The sequence below is a fragment of the Wandonia sp. genome (assembly GCF_984588085.1).
In genome coordinates, this window is the sequence record NZ_CFIGVI010000005.1 from 24,258 (window position 1) to 47,664 (window position 23,407).

The window sequence follows — 23,407 nt, forward strand, 5'->3', positions numbered from 1 at the left end:
AGGTTTGTCCGACGACAACAACTTCGTATGAAGCTATTATTACGGATGGAGTAGAAACATGTAATAGTACAATAACTATTGTTGTGGAAGATCCTGTACTTATCGTTGATGCCGGAGAAGATACCACATTTTGTCCCGGAGAATGTATTGATCTCGATGCCGAAGCCAAAGTGATTGTCAGCCCTGCAGGCATAAAAGAGTTTTGCGATGGTACCATTCAGGAAATCACAGGAGCTTTTGGTATGGTAAGTAACTCTATTGAAATTAATGTCACCGGGTTAAATTTAGCTACAGTTACTTCAGATTATATCACCTCTGTATGTATTACCGGATTACAGTTTTTCGGACAAAACCTTTTTCCTCCGTCAACTGTTGATTTATCCAGTTTTGACATTTCACTCTCTTGTCCTTCCGGGCAATCTGTCCAGCTAGTAACAACCGGAGACTTGTCCGGTCAAAACCTTAGTAGCTTTGGTCAGGAGACCTGCTTTACATTACTGGCTGCCCAGCCAATCAATACTGGAACCAATCCTTATGATGGTGACTTTCTGCCAACAAACGGAAACTCGCTCAACGACCTCACAGGATGCAGTACAGAAGGTAACTGGACATTAACAGTCAATACTGACGCAAATATTGGGTTTGGTTTTTTCAATGGCTGGTGTATCACATTTGACGATCCTGAAATTAGCTATGAAGCGGATTTTGCATGGACTCCGGTAACTGATATGACCAATGAAACAACATTAACACCAACGGTCTGCCCTACTACCACCACAACTTATACTTTGGAAGCTTCTGACGCCAATGGTTGTATCAGTACTTCTGATCAGATTACAATCAGTCCTTCGTCAGATTGTTGTGACCTTGTTATTGATGATATTCAGGTTACCCCTGCATCATGTGGTGCAAACGATGGTGAAATTACGATTCAAACCTCAGGTGCTACAACCGGGTTAATTTTCAGTATTGATGGAGGAACAACCTTTCAACCATCTAATGTCTTCAGTAATTTATCTGCCGGCAACTATGCTATTGTTGTAACAGATGATAACAACTGTGATGTTTCGGAGAATGTAACTATTAGTAATAATGGTGCTCCCGTTATTGACGATATACAAATAACAGGCTCCAATTCATGTACTGCTTCAAACGGTTCTATTTCTGTCACTGTTTCCGGAGGTACACCGCCCTATCAGTATAGTTTAGATGGTGGAACGACTACTCAACCGGGAGCTAACTTTACAGGTCTTAGCAGTGGTAATTATACCGTAACTGTTATTGATGATAGTGGTTGTGAAGTATCCAGCTCAGTTATTACTATTCCGGGATCCGGAGGTGCAATAACTGCAGATACTGATACACAACCGAATTCGGCCTGTTTATCCTGTAATTATGATGGACCTTCTATCATGATTAATGAGCTAATGATCTCTCCAAGCAGTGGAGACGGATCCATATCAGGTGAAGGTGGTTCCGGAAACGGACGGGGTGAGTGGATCGAACTTTACAATCCTAACTGGTGTGACTCAGTTGACATTTCCTGTTACTATCTGGGGAACAGTGCTCCTGGCAGTGTTGGTGGGACAAACTCAGGAGGTTACGTAATCCCTCAGGGAACGATTGTACCACCATTGGGATTCGCGTTGATAAGAGGAGTGAACGCCTCTCCGGTGCCCTCACAGCTTCTGGTTGAAAACGGAGGGAATGTTGTCGAATTAATTGTACCTTATAATATTACCGATCCCGGAGTTTGTGTGGGAACAGGTACACAACGTCTCTGGTTCCCAAATGCCGGAGGATGGTTTGCTTTTTATGATGCTCAGGGAGTTCCACAGGATGCAGTAAGATGGGGAATGGGAAATACAACTGATTTAGATGGTACACCTTGTGTTCCCCAATCAAACTGTAGTTTTTCCGGTACTCTGGATAGTTATAATGCAATTCCTGATGCAAACAAAAATCACGTCAGTACTCTGGACGCCGGATCTCATATCGGGCAGTCTATTCGAAGAATTCCGGATGGAGGAACATGGAATGGAGCTGGAACTTCTTCTTTAGCCACTTGTAATGATCCTTCTAATTGTCTTGCTGAAACCGGAATCAGTTTTTGCAACGGAACTGCAACAGTTACCCCACAAACCGGAACAGCACCGTTTAGTTATCAGTGGGATGATCCGGCATCCCAAACCTCTCAAACGGCTTTAAATCTGTGTGCAGGGAATTATACGGTAGTCGTAACGGATGCCAATGGTTGTACTGCCACTTTTTCGGTGACTGTAGACGAAGATGTTTTTACAATTGAAGCTACCAGTATTGATCCTGTTTGTTACGGTACAGACGGTAGTATTAGTGTCACAACAAGTCCGGCAACAGGTACTTATCAGTTTGACTGGTCTGCCAATACAGGAATAACAGATAATCAAACAACCACAGCTGACAACCTTGGTGTGGACACCTACTCTGTATCGGTAACCCGCGGAGGTTGTACAAGAGACACTTCTGTTACGCTCACATCGAATGGTATCGAAGCCATTGTAATTACAACCGAGTCAACCGAATGTGGTTTTGATAATGGTGCACTTTCCGTTACCTCGGTAACGGGAGGAACTCAACCCTATTCTTATCAGATCAACTCCGGTTCTTTTGGTTCCTCAAATCAATTTACTGATTTAGCCTCAGGTAACTATACGGTTACTGTAGAAGATGCTGAAGGATGTGAATACACAGAAACGGATATTTTAGTTGATCCGTCGAATGGTATTGAGAGCATTACAGCCTTCAGTGCTGAAGCCACATGCGGTTTTGATGATGGACAAATTATTGTTGAACAGGTTTTCGGAGGTGAAGCACCGTACTCTTTCCTTTTGAACAATACACTTACTTCAGAAGAAGGTGTATTTACAGATCTTTCTGAAGGGGAATATACGCTGACAGTTGAAGACAACAACGGATGTATTCTGGAGAATCTGTTCACAGTTCATACAGCTGCATCAATTGAAGAAGTAATTGTTCCGAACGTATTAACACCTAACAATGACGATGTGAATGATTACTGGTTTGTAACCGCTGATTGCGTAGAGGAGTTTGAATGCTCTATTCTTAATCGATGGGGAAATCTTGTCTACCAGTACAATGATATTTCAGGCTTCTGGAACGGGAAGGATATGGGAGGAAATGACTCTCATGAAGGCGTGTACTTCTATAAAATAACGTTGAAGTATTACTCCGGAAACTCTGAAGATTTACACGGGTTTATTACCCTTGTTCGAAAATAATAACTACTCACAATAAAACGGGGCGGTTAAAAACCGCCCCGTTTCTCTTTGTATATATGCTTCAATAGCTATGCTTCAATTAAGTTGATTGTTTCTTCAATAGCTGACTTAATATTATTTCTTACTTCTATCATACTTGCGTCCATCATATAACAAGGAGCAGAAACAATTCTATTTACCGTATCTACCTGTACTTCCTTAACCGTTTTAAAAACAGGTTCTACACCTGTCTGTTTGATCCCATCTGAGAAGCCCTGAATATCATAAGGAGAAGCCTCTTCTGTTGTTCCCAAAGTCATGGTTACATGAATATCGGAATCTTCAAGAGCTTTTGACACAACAACCGGACTAACACATAGTGCACAAACCGGTTTCCCGATATTTATCATATTAACGATCAACAATTTGACTTCAGGTAAAACCATTCCCTTCGGACCATCAAATGCCCAGGATGTAAAGTTTTTTGCAGATCCGAATCCTCCCGGAATTACTAAAGCGTCAATATCCGCAGGGTCGATTTCTGTTATGTCTTTTACATTTCCTCTCGCAATACGCGCAGCCTCTGTCATCATGTTTCGGCTTTCTTTCATTTCTTCTCCAGTTAAATGGTTCACAACATGGTGTTGCGGTTTATTTACTGAAATACAAACGTATTCTGCTCCCGCTTCCTGAATAGCAAGCATTGTAAAAACTGACTCATGAATTTCCGCACCATCATACACTCCACATCCTGATAACAATACACCGATCTTCTTCATATCCTCAAATCTGTTTTTCTATTTCTCTGATTAATTTCGACAACGACTAAGATAAGAATTGTTAAGCAATGGAATAAAACTTATTCGTATTTTAGCGGGTATGAATGATTTTCATAGAATCGTTTTTTATGACGGCGATTGTGGTTTTTGTAACCGATCGGTAATGTATATATTGCGTCATAATAAAAAGGAACCTTTTTTATATTTCGCCTCGCTTCAATCTGATTTTGCAAGTGACTTTTTTTTGCAGAAAGGAGAACCTTTGCCCGACTTATCTTCTCTGATTTTCTTTGAAAATGAACATTTTCATTACCGTTCAACCGGTGCACTCCGAATAGGAAAGCATCTGAAAAGGCATAAACTTTTATCAGGAATATTATTACTAATCCCGGTTATCATTCGGGATAGTGTATATAACCTCATTGCCAAACACAGAAAGAAAATCTATAAACAGGAAACCTGCCAACTTCCTTCCGAGAAGGAACGACATCGCTTTCTCGGATAACCCGATAGTTAGAATATAATAACTTTTTGCATTTTTTGACTTCCTTCTTCAGTAACGCAAATAATATACAAGCCTTTTGGAAGCGAAGATACTTCAAAGACTACCTGATCTCCTGTATCAACAGCCGACAACTCTACCTGTTGACCGGTTGAATTAATTATTTTGACTCCACTGATTTCATCACTATCTACTACAAGTGTGTGATCAGACGTATTTAAATAGGCAAATAAACGTTCTTCACGAGCACAATTTACTGTAACAACTCGCAACATTTCGCCCTCTCCATTAAAGTCGGTCTGTGAGAGTTTATAATACATGATTTCCTCATCGTCTGATACATCTTCAAACTCATACGTATTACTATTATTTGTCGTTCCGCTTCCTTCTACTCGCCCTACTTCTCTCCATGAAATACCATCTACTGACCTTTCAATCGAAAAGTAATCGTTGTTACTTTCAGAAAAAGTTGTCCATCTTAGTATCGTTTTATTATCATTTTCACAAACCGCTGTGACATCTTTTAGCTTAACCGGAAGAGGAAAACCGCCACAATCTACACTGTTAATCTGAAGGTTATAGGTTCTGTTCTGACTTGAAGACGTTGCGCTACTCCAACTTGAACCCCACCCTACTTTACCGGAATAAACTCCTGATCCGGCATTATTCGTCCGATCGAACCAGGGCTCTTCATCCGTATTATCACTTCCCCCCCTGTTTTCGATTAGAAGCTCAAGGTTCTGAATACCATCGTAAACAAAACCTGTGGACAATACAAATGTGTAAACTCCAGTTGAACTGAAGGTCATATTTCCCGACCAGACCTGTGTAAAACCAGCTGTTCCCGGGTACCCCGGAGAACTGCTATAATTATTCACAGAAGTATGTCGCATATATATTCGAATATTGTTGTAGGTGTAGGATCCAAACGGGGAATGATTATCTAAACGAAAAGATAACGTTGTAAGTGTTTGTGCCCCACCCAGCTGAAAAGGCATATACAATCCTGCCGACCAACTGTAAAGTGCCCAATCATCGTCTGTGGTAAAAGGGAATTCAGAGGTATTCAGTGGACAGTCAGTCTGCCCAGACACAAAAAAGCTTGAAATAAAAATACTGGTGGCTAGTAGTAGTTTGTTCATGATGTTACGTTTTATTTTGACCGCAAAAGTACATCATAATCAATCTGATACAAAAAAAAATTGTTTTTTTTATCAAAAAAATGCGACCCGTGTTAAAATTAACGTAACACTTCGGTAAGAATAAGTAACATTACCCAACTCGTTCTGAACCTATATTTTAGGGCACTTCTTACAATGTTTCCCCTTCTTCTTATAGTTCTTACAACACTTACTTTTCTTTCCACAACATCCTCCATCAAATGAAGGAATGTCTTCCGAAAAAAGCGGATAATTAACTTCCAATCCATTAAGATTTTTCGCTTCCATTTATTTAGATTAAATCCAAACAAAAATAAGCAAAAAAACGTTTGATTAGAATCAGGCAGATAATTTTATTGTCATCAAATTAAAAAGCCTATCAAATTTAGGGGTTGCAGCGCGAAGATAATTGACAGAATCATTAACTAAACCGGAGATATTTTCATCCGAAGTATCATCAATACTCTCGTTTGCAATCAGTAAATCAGGTTGTAAACGCACATACATCAGATTTTGATCAAAGTCCATCTGTTTCTTCATGTAAGAATGTGTCTTTACCACCTCGCTATCTATCCAGTCGGCTTTCTTCGTTACACAAGATCCCGTTCCCAAAGAAATTACTAATAGCTTATCATTCGGAAATAACTCCCTCGCATATTCGTACGCATGTTTCGTTGGGTTCTTTGCTGTCAGCATTCCGTCAGCCAATTCCCGATCCCGGTATCGAACAGGAGGAAAGTATCCGGGTACAGCAGAACAAGCCATAATTACCTCGGACAATTCCGTAGCGTTTTGCTCTTCTGTATTGTTCTTAAAAAAATAAGGTGAGTTTTCAACCAGATCATAACTAACGAACATATAGTTATGTTTCAGATCACTCATACGATAATTCCCAAAACTGGACTCCAATACCAATCGGAAAGGATAAACATATCTATGAGAACTATTCCCATTACTTTTATTAAAAATCTGGTGTCCCCGATTCATATACATATTCAGCATATCTCTTACCGAATATTTCATCGAACCATCAGGATTCTTTAACATCAGACCACTACTGATTATGGTCCCGGTTGAAGTACCAACAAATAAGTCTACTAAATCAGGGATTAGAACTTCATGACCTATCACTCGAAAATTCTCTACGATATGATCCAACATAATCAAAGGAATAATACCTCTGATTCCCCCTCCGTCAATCGACAACACAACTCTATATCCGCACGTATCCATGGATACAACTTACGAAAAAAAAGAGTGGCAAACAAATTTTTGTGATTTTTTTAACGAACACGAAGTGTCTGTCCTATCTGAAGAATAGTCGTCTGACGAATCCCGTTTAACGAGCACAAACGCGACACAGTAGTTCTGTATTTGGCAGCAATATGTCCCAATGTATCGCCTGAGCGCACTTTGTGATAGGTCGCGCCTGATGTTGATGCAGAACTGGCCGAAGATGAGGAGTAAGAAGGACTTCCTTTAAATAGTCCGCTATGTACAAATAGGTTCTCATCTACCAATTCTTTTTTATCAAAATTAATGATTCGTTCCGGATTGATCGGAATGTCAAAGAACCGCACTTCAAAGTGAAGGTGAGCGCCGTACGACCTACCTGTATTTCCCCCCAGTCCAATAGGGTCTCCTGCATTTACTAATTGATTGGGAACAACCATATGCTTGGATAAGTGTGCATAAAATGTCTCCAGACCATTGTAATGGCGAATAATTACAAGATTACCAAAACCGGACTCATTGTATTTAGCATAGCGTACCCTACCTGAGAAGGCAGCGCGAACGGTATCTCCTGTTCGCAAACCAATATCAATTCCATGGTGAGGACGACCTCGTCTCCATCCGTAACGAGAAGTCACTCTTCCGTCAAATGGCATCACAAATTCGGAATACATTGAATCTACCGTACACAACCAGATTGTGTCTTTCAGATCTGAGTAACTATTTTGCAAATTGGAAGGATAGCAAACTTCCGTGTCCCAATCATGTGTAAAATTCAAGGTGGAATCTGCCGCAAGAATATCGTATAGGTAGCTATTCATGATACCGTCAAAGTGCATATCCTCCAGATATTCCCAGGTATAATTTGAATAAATAACCATCGGACCTCTTTCAGAATCCAGTGTATCCAGTACATATTGAGATCGAGCCGTTAATGCGGAAGCAAAAATGATAAAAAACAGAGTAAATCGAATAGTGAACTGCATGATTTTCAAGTATTTTAAAAAGTCGGGGTGAGAGGATTCGAACCTCCGACCACACGCCCCCCAGACGTGTACTCTAACCTGGCTGAGCTACACCCCGAGCTCATTAAAATTCAAAACTTCGCAAAGATAGCAATCTTTTTTAGTTTTAGGATGTATACTACTTTATCCAACTGATTTTTGTATAGAAGAATATGGATAATCAATTAATTAGCATCCAAAATTTTGAGGATACGCAAATCAAAAAATATACTCTCGTTTGGCTTAACCAAATTGAGGTTTCCCTTTGCTCCAAAAGCATGTCTGGAGGGAATCCGAACCCATAGCTTATCACTTAATTTCGCCTTCGAAAGTGCCATATTTAATCCTGGCAGGTTGCTTCCTCCCCCAATCTTCAATTGATATGGTTCTCCGTTCTTAAAGGAATTATCATAACGAGGATTAGATTTAGCGTGTGCAAAATAGTCTATCAGAATTTCGTCGCCCTCTTTTACATCTGGTTGTGTCTTTCCTCTATTGATGATCCATACCTCTACACCATCGACAGTGTAATCTGGCATACTTATTTCATTCACTTTCAGCGCAATCAAATTATCTGCATTAGGAGGAACGACACCCGGGATTCCTTTTTCCCCTCTCGCATATTTCGCCGGAAGAAATATATCCACCTCATCACCTTCTTTTAATTCTTTAATGGCAATATCCCAACCTTCTGTCTGCAATCCCCATCCGACCATATACGGTATGGGTTTCCCCAACTTCTCGTTGGTATCAAATACTCTTCCATCCGTAAGTCGACAGGTATAGTCTATCCAAATAACATCATTATCTTTTACCTGTGCTCCGCTACCTTTCTCCTTGTATACGATATAAATACCATTATTCAGAAAAAGTGTATCAATCGGGGCTTTTTCAATTTTTGGTGGCATAACATCAGAAACTGTCTGTTCAGTAGAATCCGAACTTTCAATTGATTTTCCGTTCTCACGAAATGATTCATCCTTTTTTTTATCTACACCTGAAAAATTACAGGAAGTGACTACTAAAACTACTAGCAGCAAAAAACTTAATTTCTCGTTTTTCATCGGCTCAAACCAATTAAGTGAATATCAAAAACAACCGTTTCCAAAGGAGGAATTTTATCCATATCCCCTAATAGACCATGCGCTAAGTGACTTGGAATAATCAATTTTGCCCGATCACCAACCCGCATGTACTTAATTCCTTCCTGAAGCCCACTTTCCACTTCACTCCTGTCAATCAAAAAAGATTCGGCACCCGTTGAATCCGATGAGTAACAAACAGTCCCATCCAATAAACTGATCTCGTATTCTACCTTTGCAAACCAACCTGCTCTTGCAGAATCTCCTTCTCCATGTTCATACACCATATAACGAAGTCCTGTTCCTGACTCTGTCATTTTCCAATCCGGCCTTCTTTCCAAAAACTTTTGGATTACATATTCTTCGTCTTCTGACCAGGACTTATTCAGTTCAACGGATTGCTCCTTTGTCCACTCAATATTCTGCTGTTTTTCTTCTTCTCCACAACTCTGGAGTATCAAAGCTATACCCAGCAATACGCAAAAGCTATATTTCATTTTTTAATGCTTTTTTAAATCGTTCCACAGCGCTTTCTATCGGTAAGTCCCATCTTCCTCCGGCTGCATTTTTATGTCCTCCACCACTGAAATATTTTGCCGCTATCTCATTTACCGGATTATCCGCTCCTTTGGAACGGAAAGAAATTTTCACAAATCCTTCACTTTCCGAAAAATAAGCTGCCATTTTCACTCCAACAATAGACAAAGCTACATTTACCAGTCCCTCGGTATCTCCCTTTTTATAGTTAAAGCGTTTCATTTCTTCTTCTGTAAGAGAGATAACTGCCGTGTCCAGATCTTCCCAGATTTCCATTTTTTCAGCCAGGGCGTATCCTCTCAGCTTGATCCGATCAATAGTATTGGTATCATATACATTTTCATGTACTTCATATTGTTTGACTCCCGCCCGAATCAGCTTTGCTATAATCTCGTGTGTCTCCGGTTTTGTTGACGGGAATCGAAATGAACCTGTATCAGTCATAATTCCACAATAGAGTGGCGTACCGATCAGGGCGTTCAACTTATCTTCATGTCCCGAGGCCATAATAAGTTCGGCAATCATTTGACTGGTCGAGCAACAAGAAGGATCAGAATATGAAAGATCAAAAAAGTCTTCATCAGGATCCAGGTGATGATCAATCATTATTTTCTTTGCTGTCGCTTCTTCCAAAGCTGGTCGCATATCCTCTCCTACACGTCCGGGAGCATTAAAATCCAGATGTATTATAAGGTCTGCTTTAACAAAAAGATCTTTGGCAAACTCATTTTCCTGCTGCCAGCTATGCACCTGATCAGCTCCCGTCAGCCAGGACAGAAACTCAGGAGCGGGATCCGGATGACAAATATGAGAATCAATTCCTAAAGATTTGAGGAAGAAATACATTCCTAACGAACTCCCTATGGAATCTCCGTCAGGTGATTTGTGTGCTGTAATTACGATGTTATTTGCGGCTTCAACTTCTTTCAGGAAGCGAAGACTGTTCTCTGCATTAAATATGGACATGTACCTTGTTCAATTTTTGCCCTAAAGGTATGAATTTTGGCTGTATAACGTTAGTTTGCACTTTTGTTACGCAATTCCCTAAAAGCTACTGAAAACAAGTACGATTCCTGAAAACTTATACCAACGTCTTCATTTCTTCCACAATTTTTCCTGACAAATCAGAAGAAACATTAACAAGAGGAAGGCGCATATACTTCTCCATTATTTTTCTGAAAACCAGGGCTTCTTTAACTCCTCCGGGATTTCCTTCTGCGAAGAACAATCCGGTAACAGGCAACAGTTCATAATGCAGCTTACGTGCCAATTCCAAATCTCCTTTTAAACCTGCATGTACCATTTTACAGAACTTTTCAGGAAGAGCATTCGAGACAACGGAAATAACTCCGTCTCCCCCACACGCAAGAATCGGTAATGTAAGTGCATCATCTCCCGAAAGAAGAAGAAAATCGTCCGGTTTGTTACGAATAATTTCCATGATCTGCTCTAAACTTCCGGAAGCTTCTTTCATAGCAACAATTGACGGAATTTCAGAAAGTCTCAAAGTTGTTTCTGCTACTACATTCGACGAGGTTCTCCCCGGAACATTGTATAAAATAATCGGTAAATCCGATACCTCAGCTATGTACTTGTAATGTTGATAAATCCCCTCCTGTGTAGGCTTATTATAATAGGGAGATACGGAAAGAATCCCATCCACAAGTGACGTATCAACCTGCTTGATTTTTTCAGCAACATCAACTGTATTGTTTCCTCCCACGCCATAAACAATCGGAAGTCGTTTATTGTTTACTTCCGCTACCGTTTCAAGGACCTGCTGTTTTTCAGTTGACGATAATGTCGGAGACTCCCCAGTAGTACCTTGTACGACCAGAAAATCTGTCCCCCCATTCAGTTGCAACTCTACCAATTTTCGCAAAGCAATAAAATCGATTGAATAATCTGATGTAAAAGGGGTTACCAAAGCTGTCCCTACTCCTGAAAAACGTTTAGCGTTCATACGTTGAATCTATTTAATACCTAACTGATACAAAGTTGGCGAAAGTTTTGAAATATTTTTATCTTCTCAGAACATACTTTCTGAATAATCTTACTTTTTCAGAGAACTGGTTGCTACTATCTGAAAATACTGCCGAGTAAAAATCTTCTTTTGGAGTAAATCCAATCTTTAGCCTGTTTTCTGTTTTTCGCAATAGTTTTCGTACTTTATCTGGAAATTCAAAAGGAAAAACTACCAAAACTTCAAAGTCTCCTGAGAAATAATGCTTCAAATGTTCATTTTTGAGTTTCCCGAAAAGGGAGAAATCCGTCCCGTTCATTTCATTTGGAAGCCGAACATGATTCTTTGCCCCTGACTTTCGCTTATCCGGTTCCCAAACAATAGTATCAAGCTGTAGCCCGGAATTCATATCTTTCATTTCCAGTAATAATTCCCGAAATTTTTCCTGTTCCGCATGATTTAACACGGGTAGAATAAACAAAACACGCTTCCAGTCTTCTATATTACTAACCTCCATCAGGCTTTACCAATTAGGGTTAAGAATTCTTTTTCACTTATTATCTGAACCCCTAACTTCGTTGCCTTTTCTAGTTTTGCGGGCCCCATATTTTCACCCGCTACAAGATAGGTAGTCTTTGATGAAATTGACCCCACGTTCTTCCCCCCGTTATCCTCAATCAGCTTTTTCAGTTCATCTCTGCTTACTGTTTCAAAAACTCCTGATACAACTACTGAAGCTCCTTCCAGCAGATTAGATACCAACTCTTTCTCCTCCATCTCAAACTGGAGCCCACTTTCCCGAAGACGACGTATGATTTCGATATTCTCCGGTTGCTGAAAATGATACTGGATACTCATCGCTATTTTTTCTCCTATCTCATCCACCGCTATCAATTCGTCAAAAGAAGCTGCTATCAGTTTATCAATCGACCCGAAGGCCTTTGCCAGTTTTTTTGCGACAGTCTCTCCTACAAACCTGATTCCTAACGCAAACAAAACGCGTTCAAAAGGTATTTGCTTGCTGGCTTCAACTCCCTGCAACAAATTATTGACAGACTTATCAGCCATCCGTTCCAGTTTGACTAGATCATCGAATTTCAGGTTATAAATATCTGCCACATCTCGTATTAAGCCTTTTTTGAAAAGTAATTCAATGGTTTCTGCTCCCATTCCGTCAATATCCATTGCCTTTCTACTGATAAAATGCTCCATCCGTCCTGTTATCTGAGGAGGGCAGCCTAATTCATTCGGGCAAAAATGTTGTGCTTCCCCCTCACGACGGATCAACTCAGCCCTACATTCAGGGCAAAACTCTATAAAACTTACTTTTTCCGCATCCGATTGGCGAAGTTCAGTATTCACCCCTACGATCTTCGGGATTATCTCCCCTCCTTTTTCCACATATACCGCATCACCAATATGTAAATCCAATTTTTCTATTTGATCAGCATTATGGAGAGAGGCTCTTTTTACGGTAGTCCCTCCCAATGCTACAGGTCGTAAATTTGCAACGGGTGTAACTGCCCCGGTTCGCCCTACCTGAAAGTCAACCGATTCAAGAATCGTCTCAACTCTCTCTGTTTTAAACTTATACGCAATTGCCCATCTGGGAGACTTAGCTGTAAACCCCAGATCATCCTGTTGCTGATAACTATTTACCTTTATAACAACTCCATCGATTTCAAAAGGTAATTCATTTCGTTGCTTATCCCAAAAATGGATGAACTCCATAATTCCTTTTATGGTTGTATGCTTTTCAATATATCGCTCTTTAACAGGAGGAATCTTAAACCCCCAGTCTCCCGCATGTCGAACCATTTCAAAATGTCCGGATTCTACTCCGTCAGCACCATACACGCCATATAAAAAACAATCCAAACCTCTTTCTGCTACGACAGAAGAATCCTGTAATTTCAGCGTACCTGACGCTGTGTTTCTTGGATTAGCGAATAACGGTTCTCCTAATTCTTCGCGATAATTATTTAATGCATGAAAATTCTCCAACGGGAAAAAGATTTCTCCTCTGATCTCAAAATCTTCAGGAAAGTCACCTCTGAGTTGAAGAGGAATTGTTCTGATTGTACGCACATTTGCAGTAATATCTTCTCCCTGGGCTCCATCTCCTCTAGTAACAGCCTGAACAAGCCTACCCTCAACATATCGTATCCCTATCGCTACACCATCATATTTAAGCTCACAAACATATTCCAGATCTCCCGGAGCCAGTTTTTTTATCCGGGCCTCCCAATCGGTAATTTCTTCCTCTGAGTAGGTATTACTCAAAGAAAGCATTGGGAAACGATGTACAACCGAAGGAAATTTCTTTGTTATATCTCCACCTACGCGTTTTGTTGGGCTATTTTCATCGGCAAACTCAGGAAATAAAGCCTCCAGCTCCTGTAATTCTTTCAACAACATGTCAAACTCGAAATCAGAAATTTCAGGTTCTGATTGTACATAATATAAATAATTATGATGATTCAGTTCTTCTGTTAATCGTTTAATCTTATCCTCTGCCTGTTCTTTTGTCATGATTGAAAGTCATTTTCGGGGCGAAAATTACGCATTTTCAGCAAAAACCATTCGTTCCTTCTCCTGCAAATCCATCAACACACTTACGTGAATAAACTTGTGTTCCTGTACTTGCTTTACCGTCTCTTGTGCCAGATCCTCATGTATTTCAAACCCTAACAAACCTCCGCTCAGTAAACTTTTTGAAGCATACGCAGCTATTTCCCGGTAAAAGATTAATGGATCATCGTCTTCAACAAACAAAGCTTTATGTGGTTCAAAACCAAGAACATTATCTTGCATCTCTCGCTTATCACGCAACGGAATATAAGGTGGGTTCGAAACAATAATATCCCACTTCGCGTCTTTCAACACCTCACACTCTCTCCATTTTAATACATCTCCCTGATAAAATGCTACTTCTAATCCTGTATTTACTGCATTTTCTCTGGCAAGTTGTAACGCCTCTTCTTCACTATCTACTCCAACAACTTCTGCCGTCGGGAAAGCTGACTTCAAACTCAAAGCAATACAACCTGACCCTGTACATAAGTCAAGTATTCTCAATCCTTCATAACCGTCCCGCTTATTTACAATCTGGTGAACCAATTCTTCCGTTTCCGGACGGGGAATCAAAGCTCTTTTGTCAACCTTCAACCTCAGTCCAAAAAACTCCGTATCCCCAATAATGTATTGCAAAGGTTCATCGTTCAGTAAACGTTTCACCACATCTCTGAAAAAAAGCAAATCAGATTCAGACAGACCTTCTGTTTTATTCAATATCAGATCTGAACGGGAAAACCCGAAACGTTTCTCAAAGGCAAGATGCTGGATACCCCTGATTTCACTTTCACTAAACCGGGATATCAATCGCTCTTTCATGTAATCAAGACATGCAGCTATTGTATTTTTACTTACAAACATTTTCTATTCTTCTAATAACAGCAAAAGTAATTTTATATTCTCGTAAATTTTTTATTCGTCCTTTTCAAAGTCTCATTTTAAACTTTATTGTTCATCGGCTTACCTCGTTAAACGAACAAAAACAACACTTCATCCCAAAAGAATAATAATTGCAAGAATATTTTGTCTTTTCTACCCTTCAAGCCCCTATCCTTCTACTATTATTCATAAGTAAAAATCCCACTCAAAAAGCAAAAACCCAAGCAACTTTAGCTGTTTTTTAAACGTCTAATAAGTATATTTGTAAAAAATATAACAATGAAAAAACTTATAATTTCAATATTTTCTTTACTGTGTTTAGCGACATCTTTCGCGCAGGAACAACCTAAATCAAACTCCAGCAATACAAGTGTCCAAAAAGATCGATTTACATCAATAGCGGACGTTGATTCATATATTAAAGCAGTTCAAACAAAAATTGAGTATGTAAAAAATACTCCTGAAGAGCATGCCATAGCACTTAAAGAAGGTTGGTACGAAAAAATGGAAAAGAACATTCAGAAAGCTCTGATTCAGAGAGAAGAATTAGTTAAAGCATCTGAAGATAATAACAAATAAAACCAATTGACATGAAACACATACATTTTCTCATTGGATTACTGGCTCTTGGTATATCTTCTTTCGCTAACGCTCAGGGGAACAATTGTATCAATGCAGCCCCTTTGTGTACTGATTCACCCATTACTTTTCCTGCCGGAACCAACTCTGGAACAGGAGAAACAGGACCTGATTACGGATGTTTGGGTTCTGAGCCTAATCCGGCATGGTATTTTCTTCAAATTGCTGACCCCGGGTCTATCACTTTTACTTTAACAACAAGCCCTTCAGAAGATATAGATTTTATCCTTTGGGGACCTTTTGCAAGTCAATCAGCACCTTGTACGGATGATTTGACAGATGCAAACGAGGTAGATTGCTCCTATTCATCTGCTTCCACAGAAACAGCCGTGATTCCAAATGCTCAAACAGGAGAGTTGTATATTCTACTAATCACAAACTATTCTAATGATCCTACAAGTATATCAGTATCCCAAACAGGAGGAACCGGTACAACTGATTGTGGAGCCGTCATTCCCTGTGATTTGGTTGTAGATGCAGGTCCTGACATTAATATCTGTGTAGGCGAACCTCAACTTCTTAACGGATCATTTACTGATGATGCAGGTAATACATCTTACACCTGGACATCTGTTCCGGCAGAAGCTGTAAATGATCTGGATGATCCGACATTGCTAACACCTACATTTACTCCGACAATAAATTATGACTCAGTAGTATTTACTCTTACAGTCGCTGATGACGGAGCTTCTTTAGGTACTTGTACACGAACTGACGAGGTTACAGTTTACTTCAGACCTCTCCCCTCATTATCTTACAATCCGAATGTTTGTCCTAATGATGATGCCTCCTTTGTTTTTTCGGGAATAGAAGGTGACACTATCAATTACACATTAAACGGTGTAGCAGGTATAGCTGCAATTGATCAATCGGGTGAGGTTGTCATTACAACTGAAAATGTCACAGAAAGTCAGGAATTAATCCTTACCAGCGGATCTATCGGAACATGTCCACTTTCTGCGGACGACTTAGATAGTATCGGAAATGGATTTATTACAATGTATCCGATATCAATAGATACACTCATTCAATACCCTGCCGATTGTGGCGTTAACAATGGAGCTGTACAGGCTGTTGCCTCTAACTTTCAAGGAACACCGAGTTACCTGTGGAGCGGACCAGGTCCCGACAGCCCCAACACTTTTCAGGCTACAGTTTGGCAAAACCTTTCATCAGGATGGTACTACTTCTCCGTTTCTGATAATGTTTGCACCATAAATGACAGTGTATTTGTAGAGCAAAACAATCAACCCGTTGCACAGTTTGAAGCTGATCCAACTTCAGGAAATGCACCATTGAATGTCGTATTTACAAACAACTCGGAAAATGCAAGCTCATTTGAATGGGACTTTGGAAATGGTGAAACTGCCAGTGTAAATGATATGAGTTCTCAAAACACAACATACGGTCAGGAAGGTGTTTATATTGTAACACTTACAGCTATTGAAGGAGAATGTACAGATGTGGCAACTCAGGAAATTGTGGTCAACCTTATTTTACCTCTTTCCTATGACCTTCCAAACGTATTCACTCCTAACGGGGATGGAAGTAATGATGTATTTACTGTGAACGCTCAAAACGCGACGAGTATGAGTCTTTCAATTACCAATCGTTGGGGGAATATCGTTTTCCAATCAGATGATGTAAATGCAACATGGAATGGTCGGATAATGAATACAGGTGAAATGTGTGCTGAAGGGGTGTACTTCTATACCTTAAAGATTGCAGGAGCCGATTTAGAGCAAATTTCAGAACATAACTTTGTACATTTGGTACTGGAATAAAGTTTGATTTTCTTTTTAGTTAAACGATAAAAGTCTCGGGATTTCTTCCCCGGGACTTTTTTATTTACCATTATCAATGCTCCCACTATCTAAATGAATTCATACGCAAAGTTTATCTAGCTGTTTTCTACAAACCATTTCTTCGTTTCCCTTTATTCCGCAGTAAGACTATTATTTACATGTTCCATTCTAATGGAACAGTTAACTAACTGGTTATAAATAAAATTTAAACTTGAGCTTCTGAAGTTTTGCTTCCGGTGTACCCATAACAATGGAAATCTCATAGTCTACGACACACAATTTTGCAACCAATTCAATACTAAACCATCCTTAAACCTCCTGATATATTAATTCACCGGATTTAACTAAAATCCTGAACGAATATACTACCCGCTGACTACGTAGAACTCTTAATTTACGTCAAACTATCTGTCGTATCATTAAATCATGTCTACTTATTCAGAACAAGACACACCGAAACAAAAAAGAGGACTCAAATAATGAATCCCCTTTTACTTTCATAGTTGTTTTTTAGCTTACAGCTTCTTATTAATTCGCACGTAGCGCCTCAAGATCTTCTACAGGATGGCTTTCTCCATCGATTACAATAGTGGCAATACCCATGTTTTTCAATGCAGAAATTGCATAGTTCACATCCTTTTCAGGTTTAAACATTAGAACTACACGATACACATTACCTTCTCCTTTTTCGTATGTAAACTTCATGTGTTCATACAATGGATTCGTATAATTTATCATATTAGTAAATTCCTCCTGAGTAGCTGTGACTTCAAACCTTGTAGATTTGAATCGTGCCTCTGTCTTAAACAAATTCTCTTTCACTGAATAATGAGCAGTTAATTCCTGTGCATATCCAAAATACCCCAGGCTTAATACAGCCAAAATAGCAACAAACTTTTTCATAATTTACTCTCGTATTAATTGAACGAAACCATGCTTTTCAAGAATCTCTCCGTTCCATGTTTCTGTTTTCACATTATAAAAATAAACACCTTCTCCTAATTCTTCTCCTGCCTCATTCGTACCATCCCACTTAAAGTCAGGACTTGTATATACCCGAATCACATTCCCCCATCGGTTAAGAATAGCAATTTCAAAATTCTCAAGTCCGTCATACTCTTTCAACTGGAAGAAATCATTCAAATCATCCCCATTAGGAGTAAAGACATTAGGCACCTCAAGATCACAAAGAATAAAGTCCACAAGAATTGTATGACTATATGATCCACATGAATTTGAAACAGTCACCGTATACTCACCTGGCTCATCAATATTTGTTGCTTGTGCCTCATATCCATTATCCCAGGAATAAGTCTCATTTTGTTCCAAATGAAGCGCTTCTACATAATAGACACTTCCTGTACACAATACAGAATCTCTTGCCTCTGTCCATGGATACCTGTTAAAATCAACATAAGTCGTGTCCGAATCATCACAAACATCTTCCGAATATACGAAACCTACAGTTCCCATACCTTCATAAACAGCATTGGTATTCAGGTCATTTTCATCGATAAAAGTAACATCCAAATCATCCAAAACAGACCATACACCTGTGGTTACACCCTGATTACCAAACATAAATAATGTGTCATCACAAACTAAACTAAAATCATTCAGAATGATCTTGTCCTGTGTATCAATGGTAAACAATGTATCATTTGTACATCCACTACTATCTACAAGCGAAGCCTGGTACTCTCCGGCAGGAAGATAATTAGAGAAATTCGTCCCTATTACCGATCCTCCTGAGATCCATTCGAATGACTCAAGCGCCAGTGAATCTGCAGCAAACAGAAACTCCTCATCTCCTGGACAAACAAAGAAATCAGAGTCAAACCCAAAGTTCTCAGGGATAGCTACTGTTACCGTCATTTGATCATCTGAAGAACATTGTGGAGCCCCTTGCGGATACACTGTGATCGTAAAGGTTTCTTCTCCCGTAACAGTAGCATTCGGATTAACAATATTCGGATTATCCAAATTATCAGGACTTGTCCATTCGTATACCAGATTTGAGAAACCATTAGCTGAAACTGTTGCTCCCAACTGAACAACATCAGTACCAGTTGTATTACAAACAAGAATATCATCTAATGCCTGAACAACAGGTGGCTCTTCAACATTTACGACTAAAGAAGTATCATTAATACACCCAAAGTTATCAATCACCTCATAATTCAATGTGTACTGTCCAACCTGATCCGGGGTTCCCTGAAATAAATTATTGTTATCTGAAATACTCCCCCAAGGATAAGAACTTGTCCAATACGAACTATCCTGATCTTCCGGAACGACAACATCAATTGTAATATTCTCCGCTAATAAAGCCGGGTTTACATTAATAGAGAAACCAAAAATCACTCCATCATCTGCCGCCCAGTTATCCGTAAATATAATGGTCCACACATCATTCAACGGACATCCGATCAAATCACTCAGGTCTCCAACTGCTGCATAGTCCCCTGCAGGGATAGATCCACTACCTGAAGCAGCATCTACCCAAGTCTGTGTTGCAGTTGGCGTAAAACAATAGTTATATCCGACTCCAATTGTAGAAGGGTCATCACAATCTACATTATCTGCCTGAACAGGCTCTCCAAGGTTAGCACCTCCCCCTCCTTGTTGGTGAAGCGTTACCGTTTGTCCTGTAGCACATTGAACCTGTAAAACAAAATCCCCGATAAATGAATGTTCTATCTCTATGCATACACTTTGTAAGTCATTTATATCCGTAAGTGTTGCTCCGGGCACATACCCTCCTAATTCCAGAGTATGTACTTGTGCAACTCCGTATTGTTCATCATCCACACATCCATCGGCAATAGTAGATGAATTAGGAAAACCATTCCATGTATTCCCATATGTTTCGAGTGTGGCTTCAATAGAAATGGATTGTCCCAAACAGATGGTTGTATCTGTTGGAAAGTCTTCAAAAGATGGTGGTGGCGCAACATATACGCGCAACCCTGTAGAGTTCATACTTTCACACCCGTTCTCATCCACGACTACTAATCGAGGCGTGTAATATCCTGGCTCGGTGAATGTATGCGTTGCATTTTCCTGAGCAACCGGTGCCGAACCATCCTGGAAATCCCACTCATAGCTCACAATATTAAATCCTGAAGGTGAGTACGATCCGTTATTCAAAAAATCTAATGGAACGTCCAAACATGCCGGAATACTATCTCCTGCAATTCCGGAAACAATAGCATCTACAATAGGAGGTGTACAAGGTGCAACACACGTTACCGCCGCTGTAAACCTTCCTCCCCCTGAGGCATCTGAAACAAACCGTATTGTGATACACCCTGTCGGGTTTGTAGCTGATGCAGCCAATACAATTCCCTCTAATTCATTATCAACATACGAACCTATTAAAGGGGCTCCCGTATTATCTCCATCATAAACAAACATAGAATCTGCAGAACCACCAACAGCATCCAGATTAAAGAGGTTAAACTGGATGAAAATTTCATCATTTACCGGATCAGGTGGACAAAATGTAATGGTTATATCTTCATTATCCGAATACCCGGGTCCCCCCTGTCCTCCTGAGTCAATAATAAAACCTGTACATGTACTAAATGTAGCTCCATCATTTGCCGAAGTATAATCAATTTGATCCTGTTGTGCCTTCAAAAGAAAAGGAAATGCAAGACCAAACAATAATAAAACTTTCTTCATTTTTTACCGTTAATAAACTGTTTATACATTATTCTGTTTAAAACGAAATAGTAAGTCAAAAACACTAACTTTGCACAAATATTATTGAAATAATCCTTATGCAGACATCAGAACTTCAACGAATCGCTTCACAGGTAAGACGTGATATTGTCAGAATGGTTGCAGCAGTTAATTCCGGACACCCGGGTGGATCATTAGGTTGCGCTGATTTCCTGACTACGTTATACTTTGATACTATGAGAATTACTCCTGAAAATTTTTCTATGGATGGGGTAAATGAAGATTTGTTTTTTCTTTCAAACGGACACATTTCTCCTGTGATTTATAGTGTTCTTGCAAGAAGAGGTTATTTCGACGTAAAAGAGCTTGCCACATTCCGCAAGCTTAGTTCCCGTCTTCAGGGACACCCCAGTGTCGATAAAGGATTACCGGGAATTCGAATGGCGTCAGGTTCTCTTGGACAAGGTCTTTCGTGTGCACTTGGAGCAGCTTTGACTAAAAAGTTAAATAACGACGATACTGTTGTCTACTCGCTTCACGGAGACGGAGAATTACAAGAGGGGCAAATTTGGGAAGCTGCGATGTACGCTGCAGCCAATAAGGTAGACAATATTATTGCCACAGTTGATTACAACGGCAGACAAATAGACGGAGACGTGGATGATGTCCTGTCACTTGGAAATCTGGCACAAAAGTGGATGGCTTTCGGTTGGGAAGTACTTGAAATGGATGGGCATAATATTGATGAGATTAAAGATATATTGTCAAAAGCAAAGTCTAAGCTAGGAAACGGAAAGCCTGTAGTCATTTTGATGAGAACAGAAATGGGACAAGGAGTTGATTACATGATGGGCTCTCACAAATGGCACGGAGTAGCTCCAAATGCCGAGCAACTTGAAAATGCGCTTGGACAATTGGAAGAAACGTTGGGGGATTATTAATTTTAGATGCGGAAAACCTTTTTTGTCATACTGTTTAGTTGCATCTCGTTGGGAAGCTATGCTCAACCGGATGAGTTAACTCGAATTCTTTTCGTTTTTGACGCCTCCAACAGTATGAATGCAAAATGGGACGGATCAACACGTATTGCAATTGCCAAAGAACTATTGATTAAAGCGGTTGACAGTTTGCGTGGTGTTCCGAATCTAGAACTCGGATTACGTATATATGGTCATCAGTCACCAATTACTCCTACCTATCAGGATTGCGAAGACACCAAGCTTGAAGTTCCTTTCACAAAAGGCAATCACAATCTGATAAAAGGAAAAATCAGAGGAGTCATTCCTAAGGGAACGACCCCGATTGCCCGTAGTCTTGAAGCAGCAGCAGATGACTTTCCTGATAAAAATGCCCGAAATGTCATCGTTCTTATTACCGACGGAATTGAAGCATGTGATCATGATCCTTGTGTAATAGCGGATAAACTTCGCGCAAAGGGAATTTCCATTCGTCCTTTTGTTATTGGAATCGGGATTGATATGGAATACCTCAATCACTTTGATTGTATCGGAACCTATCTGGACGCGAATAACAGAACTTCGTTTGCCAACGTTTTAACCACTGTTATAAACAGTGCTTTAATAGCAACTACGGTTCAGGTTAATCTGAACGATATCTATGGCACCCCTTCTGAAACAGACGTGACATTTAACTTGTATGAGTCCGGTAAAAAAATCCCTTTGTATTCGTACACACATACGTTGAATAAATTCCGTCTTCCTGATACATTAGTAATCAATGATCGGGTAACATACGATCTCGAAGTATTTACTACTCCTGTCGTATCTAAAAGTGGTATTACTATCAAGCGAAATCAACATAACATTATTGAGATTGATGCTCCAAGAGGAACACTACATGTTCGCTTTTCCAATGCTCTTCGGGAATACCCTGTTCAGACGCGTGTCATGCAACACGGAAAAAGTAAAACACTGAACGTGCAGGAAATGAATCAAGAGGATGCTTATATCGTAGGGAAGTACGATCTGGAGATTATGACTCTTCCCCGGATTTACCAAACAGTAGAGATTAACCAGAGTAGTAAAAAGACGATCAATATTCCGGCACCGGGAATTCTGTTGTATACGACAAGTAAAAAGATATCCGGGCAGTTATTCCTGATTACTAACACCAATGAAATGGAGTGGGTAGCCAATCTTGATGAACAGGCACAATCCGACACATGGAACTTACAACCGGGTAATTACCGGATTGTATACCGTCCTCTGAATGCAATGAATACATTGCACACTGATAGAAAAGACTTTAGAATATTATCCAATAAAACAACTTCGTTAAATTTTTAG

The 23,407-nt window shown here is 39.8% G+C and carries 20 protein-coding genes and 1 tRNA gene; 6 read left to right on the forward strand and 15 right to left on the reverse strand.

The genetic code is table 11. From position 1 onward, the window contains the following. The coding region (locus tag AC4PL9_RS03290; protein ID WP_491603351.1) for a T9SS type B sorting domain-containing protein at window positions 1-3,278 on the forward strand (3,278 nt) is incomplete at its 5' end. Between the two features lie 68 nt (window positions 3,279-3,346). Here the strand turns inward: AC4PL9_RS03290 and elbB are convergent. Then, a complete protein-coding gene (elbB, locus tag AC4PL9_RS03295; protein ID WP_491603352.1) occupies window positions 3,347-4,036 on the reverse strand; it encodes an isoprenoid biosynthesis glyoxalase ElbB in 690 nt (229 codons plus the stop codon). A gap of 100 nt (window positions 4,037-4,136) precedes the next feature. Between elbB and AC4PL9_RS03300 the strand changes: the two genes are divergently transcribed. Next, window positions 4,137-4,541 (forward strand): thiol-disulfide oxidoreductase DCC family protein, encoded by a 405-nt coding sequence (locus AC4PL9_RS03300; RefSeq protein WP_491603353.1) that lies wholly within the window; start codon window positions 4,137-4,139, stop codon window positions 4,539-4,541. Window positions 4,542-4,549: 8 nt separating this feature from the next. Here the strand turns inward: AC4PL9_RS03300 and AC4PL9_RS03305 are convergent, their stop codons facing one another. The 12 genes from AC4PL9_RS03305 to prmC form a co-directional block, all read right to left on the reverse strand. Beyond that, a complete protein-coding gene (locus AC4PL9_RS03305) occupies window positions 4,550-5,680 on the reverse strand; it encodes a T9SS type A sorting domain-containing protein (protein ID WP_491603354.1) in 1,131 nt (376 codons plus the stop codon). Between the two features lie 150 nt (window positions 5,681-5,830). After that, window positions 5,831-5,986 carry a hypothetical protein gene (locus AC4PL9_RS03310; RefSeq protein WP_491603355.1) on the reverse strand — a complete coding sequence of 52 codons (156 nt, stop codon included), beginning with the start codon at window positions 5,984-5,986 and terminating at the stop codon, window positions 5,831-5,833. Window positions 5,987-6,037: 51 nt separating this feature from the next. Continuing rightward, complete coding sequence (locus AC4PL9_RS03315) at window positions 6,038-6,931, reverse strand: patatin-like phospholipase family protein (RefSeq protein ID WP_491603356.1); 894 nt, start codon at window positions 6,929-6,931, stop codon at window positions 6,038-6,040. 50 nt (window positions 6,932-6,981) lie between these two features. Continuing rightward, window positions 6,982-7,917 carry a peptidoglycan DD-metalloendopeptidase family protein gene (locus AC4PL9_RS03320; protein ID WP_491603357.1) on the reverse strand — a complete coding sequence of 312 codons (936 nt, stop codon included), beginning with the start codon at window positions 7,915-7,917 and terminating at the stop codon, window positions 6,982-6,984. 22 nt (window positions 7,918-7,939) lie between these two features. Next, window positions 7,940-8,014, reverse strand: a tRNA-Pro gene (locus tag AC4PL9_RS03325). A gap of 106 nt (window positions 8,015-8,120) precedes the next feature. Continuing rightward, complete coding sequence (locus AC4PL9_RS03330) at window positions 8,121-8,975, reverse strand: FKBP-type peptidyl-prolyl cis-trans isomerase (RefSeq protein ID WP_491603358.1); 855 nt, start codon at window positions 8,973-8,975, stop codon at window positions 8,121-8,123. Window positions 8,976-8,995: 20 nt separating this feature from the next. Further along, window positions 8,996-9,514 (reverse strand): FKBP-type peptidyl-prolyl cis-trans isomerase, encoded by a 519-nt coding sequence (locus tag AC4PL9_RS03335; protein WP_491603359.1) that lies wholly within the window; start codon window positions 9,512-9,514, stop codon window positions 8,996-8,998. Further along, complete coding sequence (locus tag AC4PL9_RS03340) at window positions 9,504-10,520, reverse strand: DHH family phosphoesterase (RefSeq protein ID WP_491603360.1); 1,017 nt, start codon at window positions 10,518-10,520, stop codon at window positions 9,504-9,506. The genes AC4PL9_RS03335 and AC4PL9_RS03340 overlap by 11 nt, the downstream gene beginning before the upstream one ends. A 115-nt stretch (window positions 10,521-10,635) precedes the next feature. After that, entirely contained in the window at window positions 10,636-11,517 is an 882-nt protein-coding gene (gene dapA, locus AC4PL9_RS03345) for a 4-hydroxy-tetrahydrodipicolinate synthase (RefSeq protein ID WP_491603361.1), read from the reverse strand. Window positions 11,518-11,575: 58 nt separating this feature from the next. After that, window positions 11,576-12,034 carry a DUF6913 domain-containing protein gene (locus AC4PL9_RS03350; protein ID WP_491603362.1) on the reverse strand — a complete coding sequence of 153 codons (459 nt, stop codon included), beginning with the start codon at window positions 12,032-12,034 and terminating at the stop codon, window positions 11,576-11,578. Next, complete coding sequence (ligA, locus tag AC4PL9_RS03355) at window positions 12,034-14,049, reverse strand: NAD-dependent DNA ligase LigA (protein WP_491603363.1); 2,016 nt, start codon at window positions 14,047-14,049, stop codon at window positions 12,034-12,036. The genes AC4PL9_RS03350 and ligA overlap by 1 nt, the downstream gene beginning before the upstream one ends. A 27-nt stretch (window positions 14,050-14,076) precedes the next feature. Next, a complete protein-coding gene (gene prmC, locus AC4PL9_RS03360; RefSeq protein ID WP_491603364.1) occupies window positions 14,077-14,952 on the reverse strand; it encodes a peptide chain release factor N(5)-glutamine methyltransferase in 876 nt (291 codons plus the stop codon). Window positions 14,953-15,249: 297 nt separating this feature from the next. Here prmC and AC4PL9_RS03365 point away from each other — a divergent pair, with 297 nt between their 5' ends. Together AC4PL9_RS03365 and AC4PL9_RS03370 are read left to right on the forward strand one after the other, a co-directional pair. Further along, the gene (locus tag AC4PL9_RS03365) at window positions 15,250-15,549 is read left to right on the forward strand and encodes a hypothetical protein (protein ID WP_491603365.1); all 300 of its coding nucleotides are present in this window, start codon (window positions 15,250-15,252) and stop codon (window positions 15,547-15,549) included. Window positions 15,550-15,560: 11 nt separating this feature from the next. Further along, window positions 15,561-17,393, forward strand: coding sequence for a T9SS type B sorting domain-containing protein (locus AC4PL9_RS03370; protein WP_491603366.1), 1,833 nt, complete (start codon window positions 15,561-15,563; stop codon window positions 17,391-17,393). Window positions 17,394-17,942: 549 nt separating this feature from the next. Here the strand turns inward: AC4PL9_RS03370 and AC4PL9_RS03375 are convergent. Together AC4PL9_RS03375 and AC4PL9_RS03380 are read right to left on the reverse strand one after the other, a co-directional pair. After that, window positions 17,943-18,317, reverse strand: a complete 375-nt coding sequence (locus AC4PL9_RS03375; RefSeq protein ID WP_491603367.1) for a hypothetical protein — start codon at window positions 18,315-18,317, stop codon at window positions 17,943-17,945. 3 nt (window positions 18,318-18,320) lie between these two features. Further along, entirely contained in the window at window positions 18,321-21,101 is a 2,781-nt protein-coding gene (locus AC4PL9_RS03380) for a T9SS type B sorting domain-containing protein (protein ID WP_491603368.1), read from the reverse strand. A 98-nt stretch (window positions 21,102-21,199) separates the two neighbouring features. On the opposite strand from AC4PL9_RS03380, the gene AC4PL9_RS03385 reads away from it, so the two are divergent. Continuing rightward, a complete protein-coding gene (locus tag AC4PL9_RS03385) occupies window positions 21,200-22,042 on the forward strand; it encodes a transketolase (protein ID WP_491603369.1) in 843 nt (280 codons plus the stop codon). A 6-nt stretch (window positions 22,043-22,048) separates the two neighbouring features. Beyond that, entirely contained in the window at window positions 22,049-23,407 is a 1,359-nt protein-coding gene (locus AC4PL9_RS03390) for a vWA domain-containing protein (protein WP_491603370.1), read from the forward strand.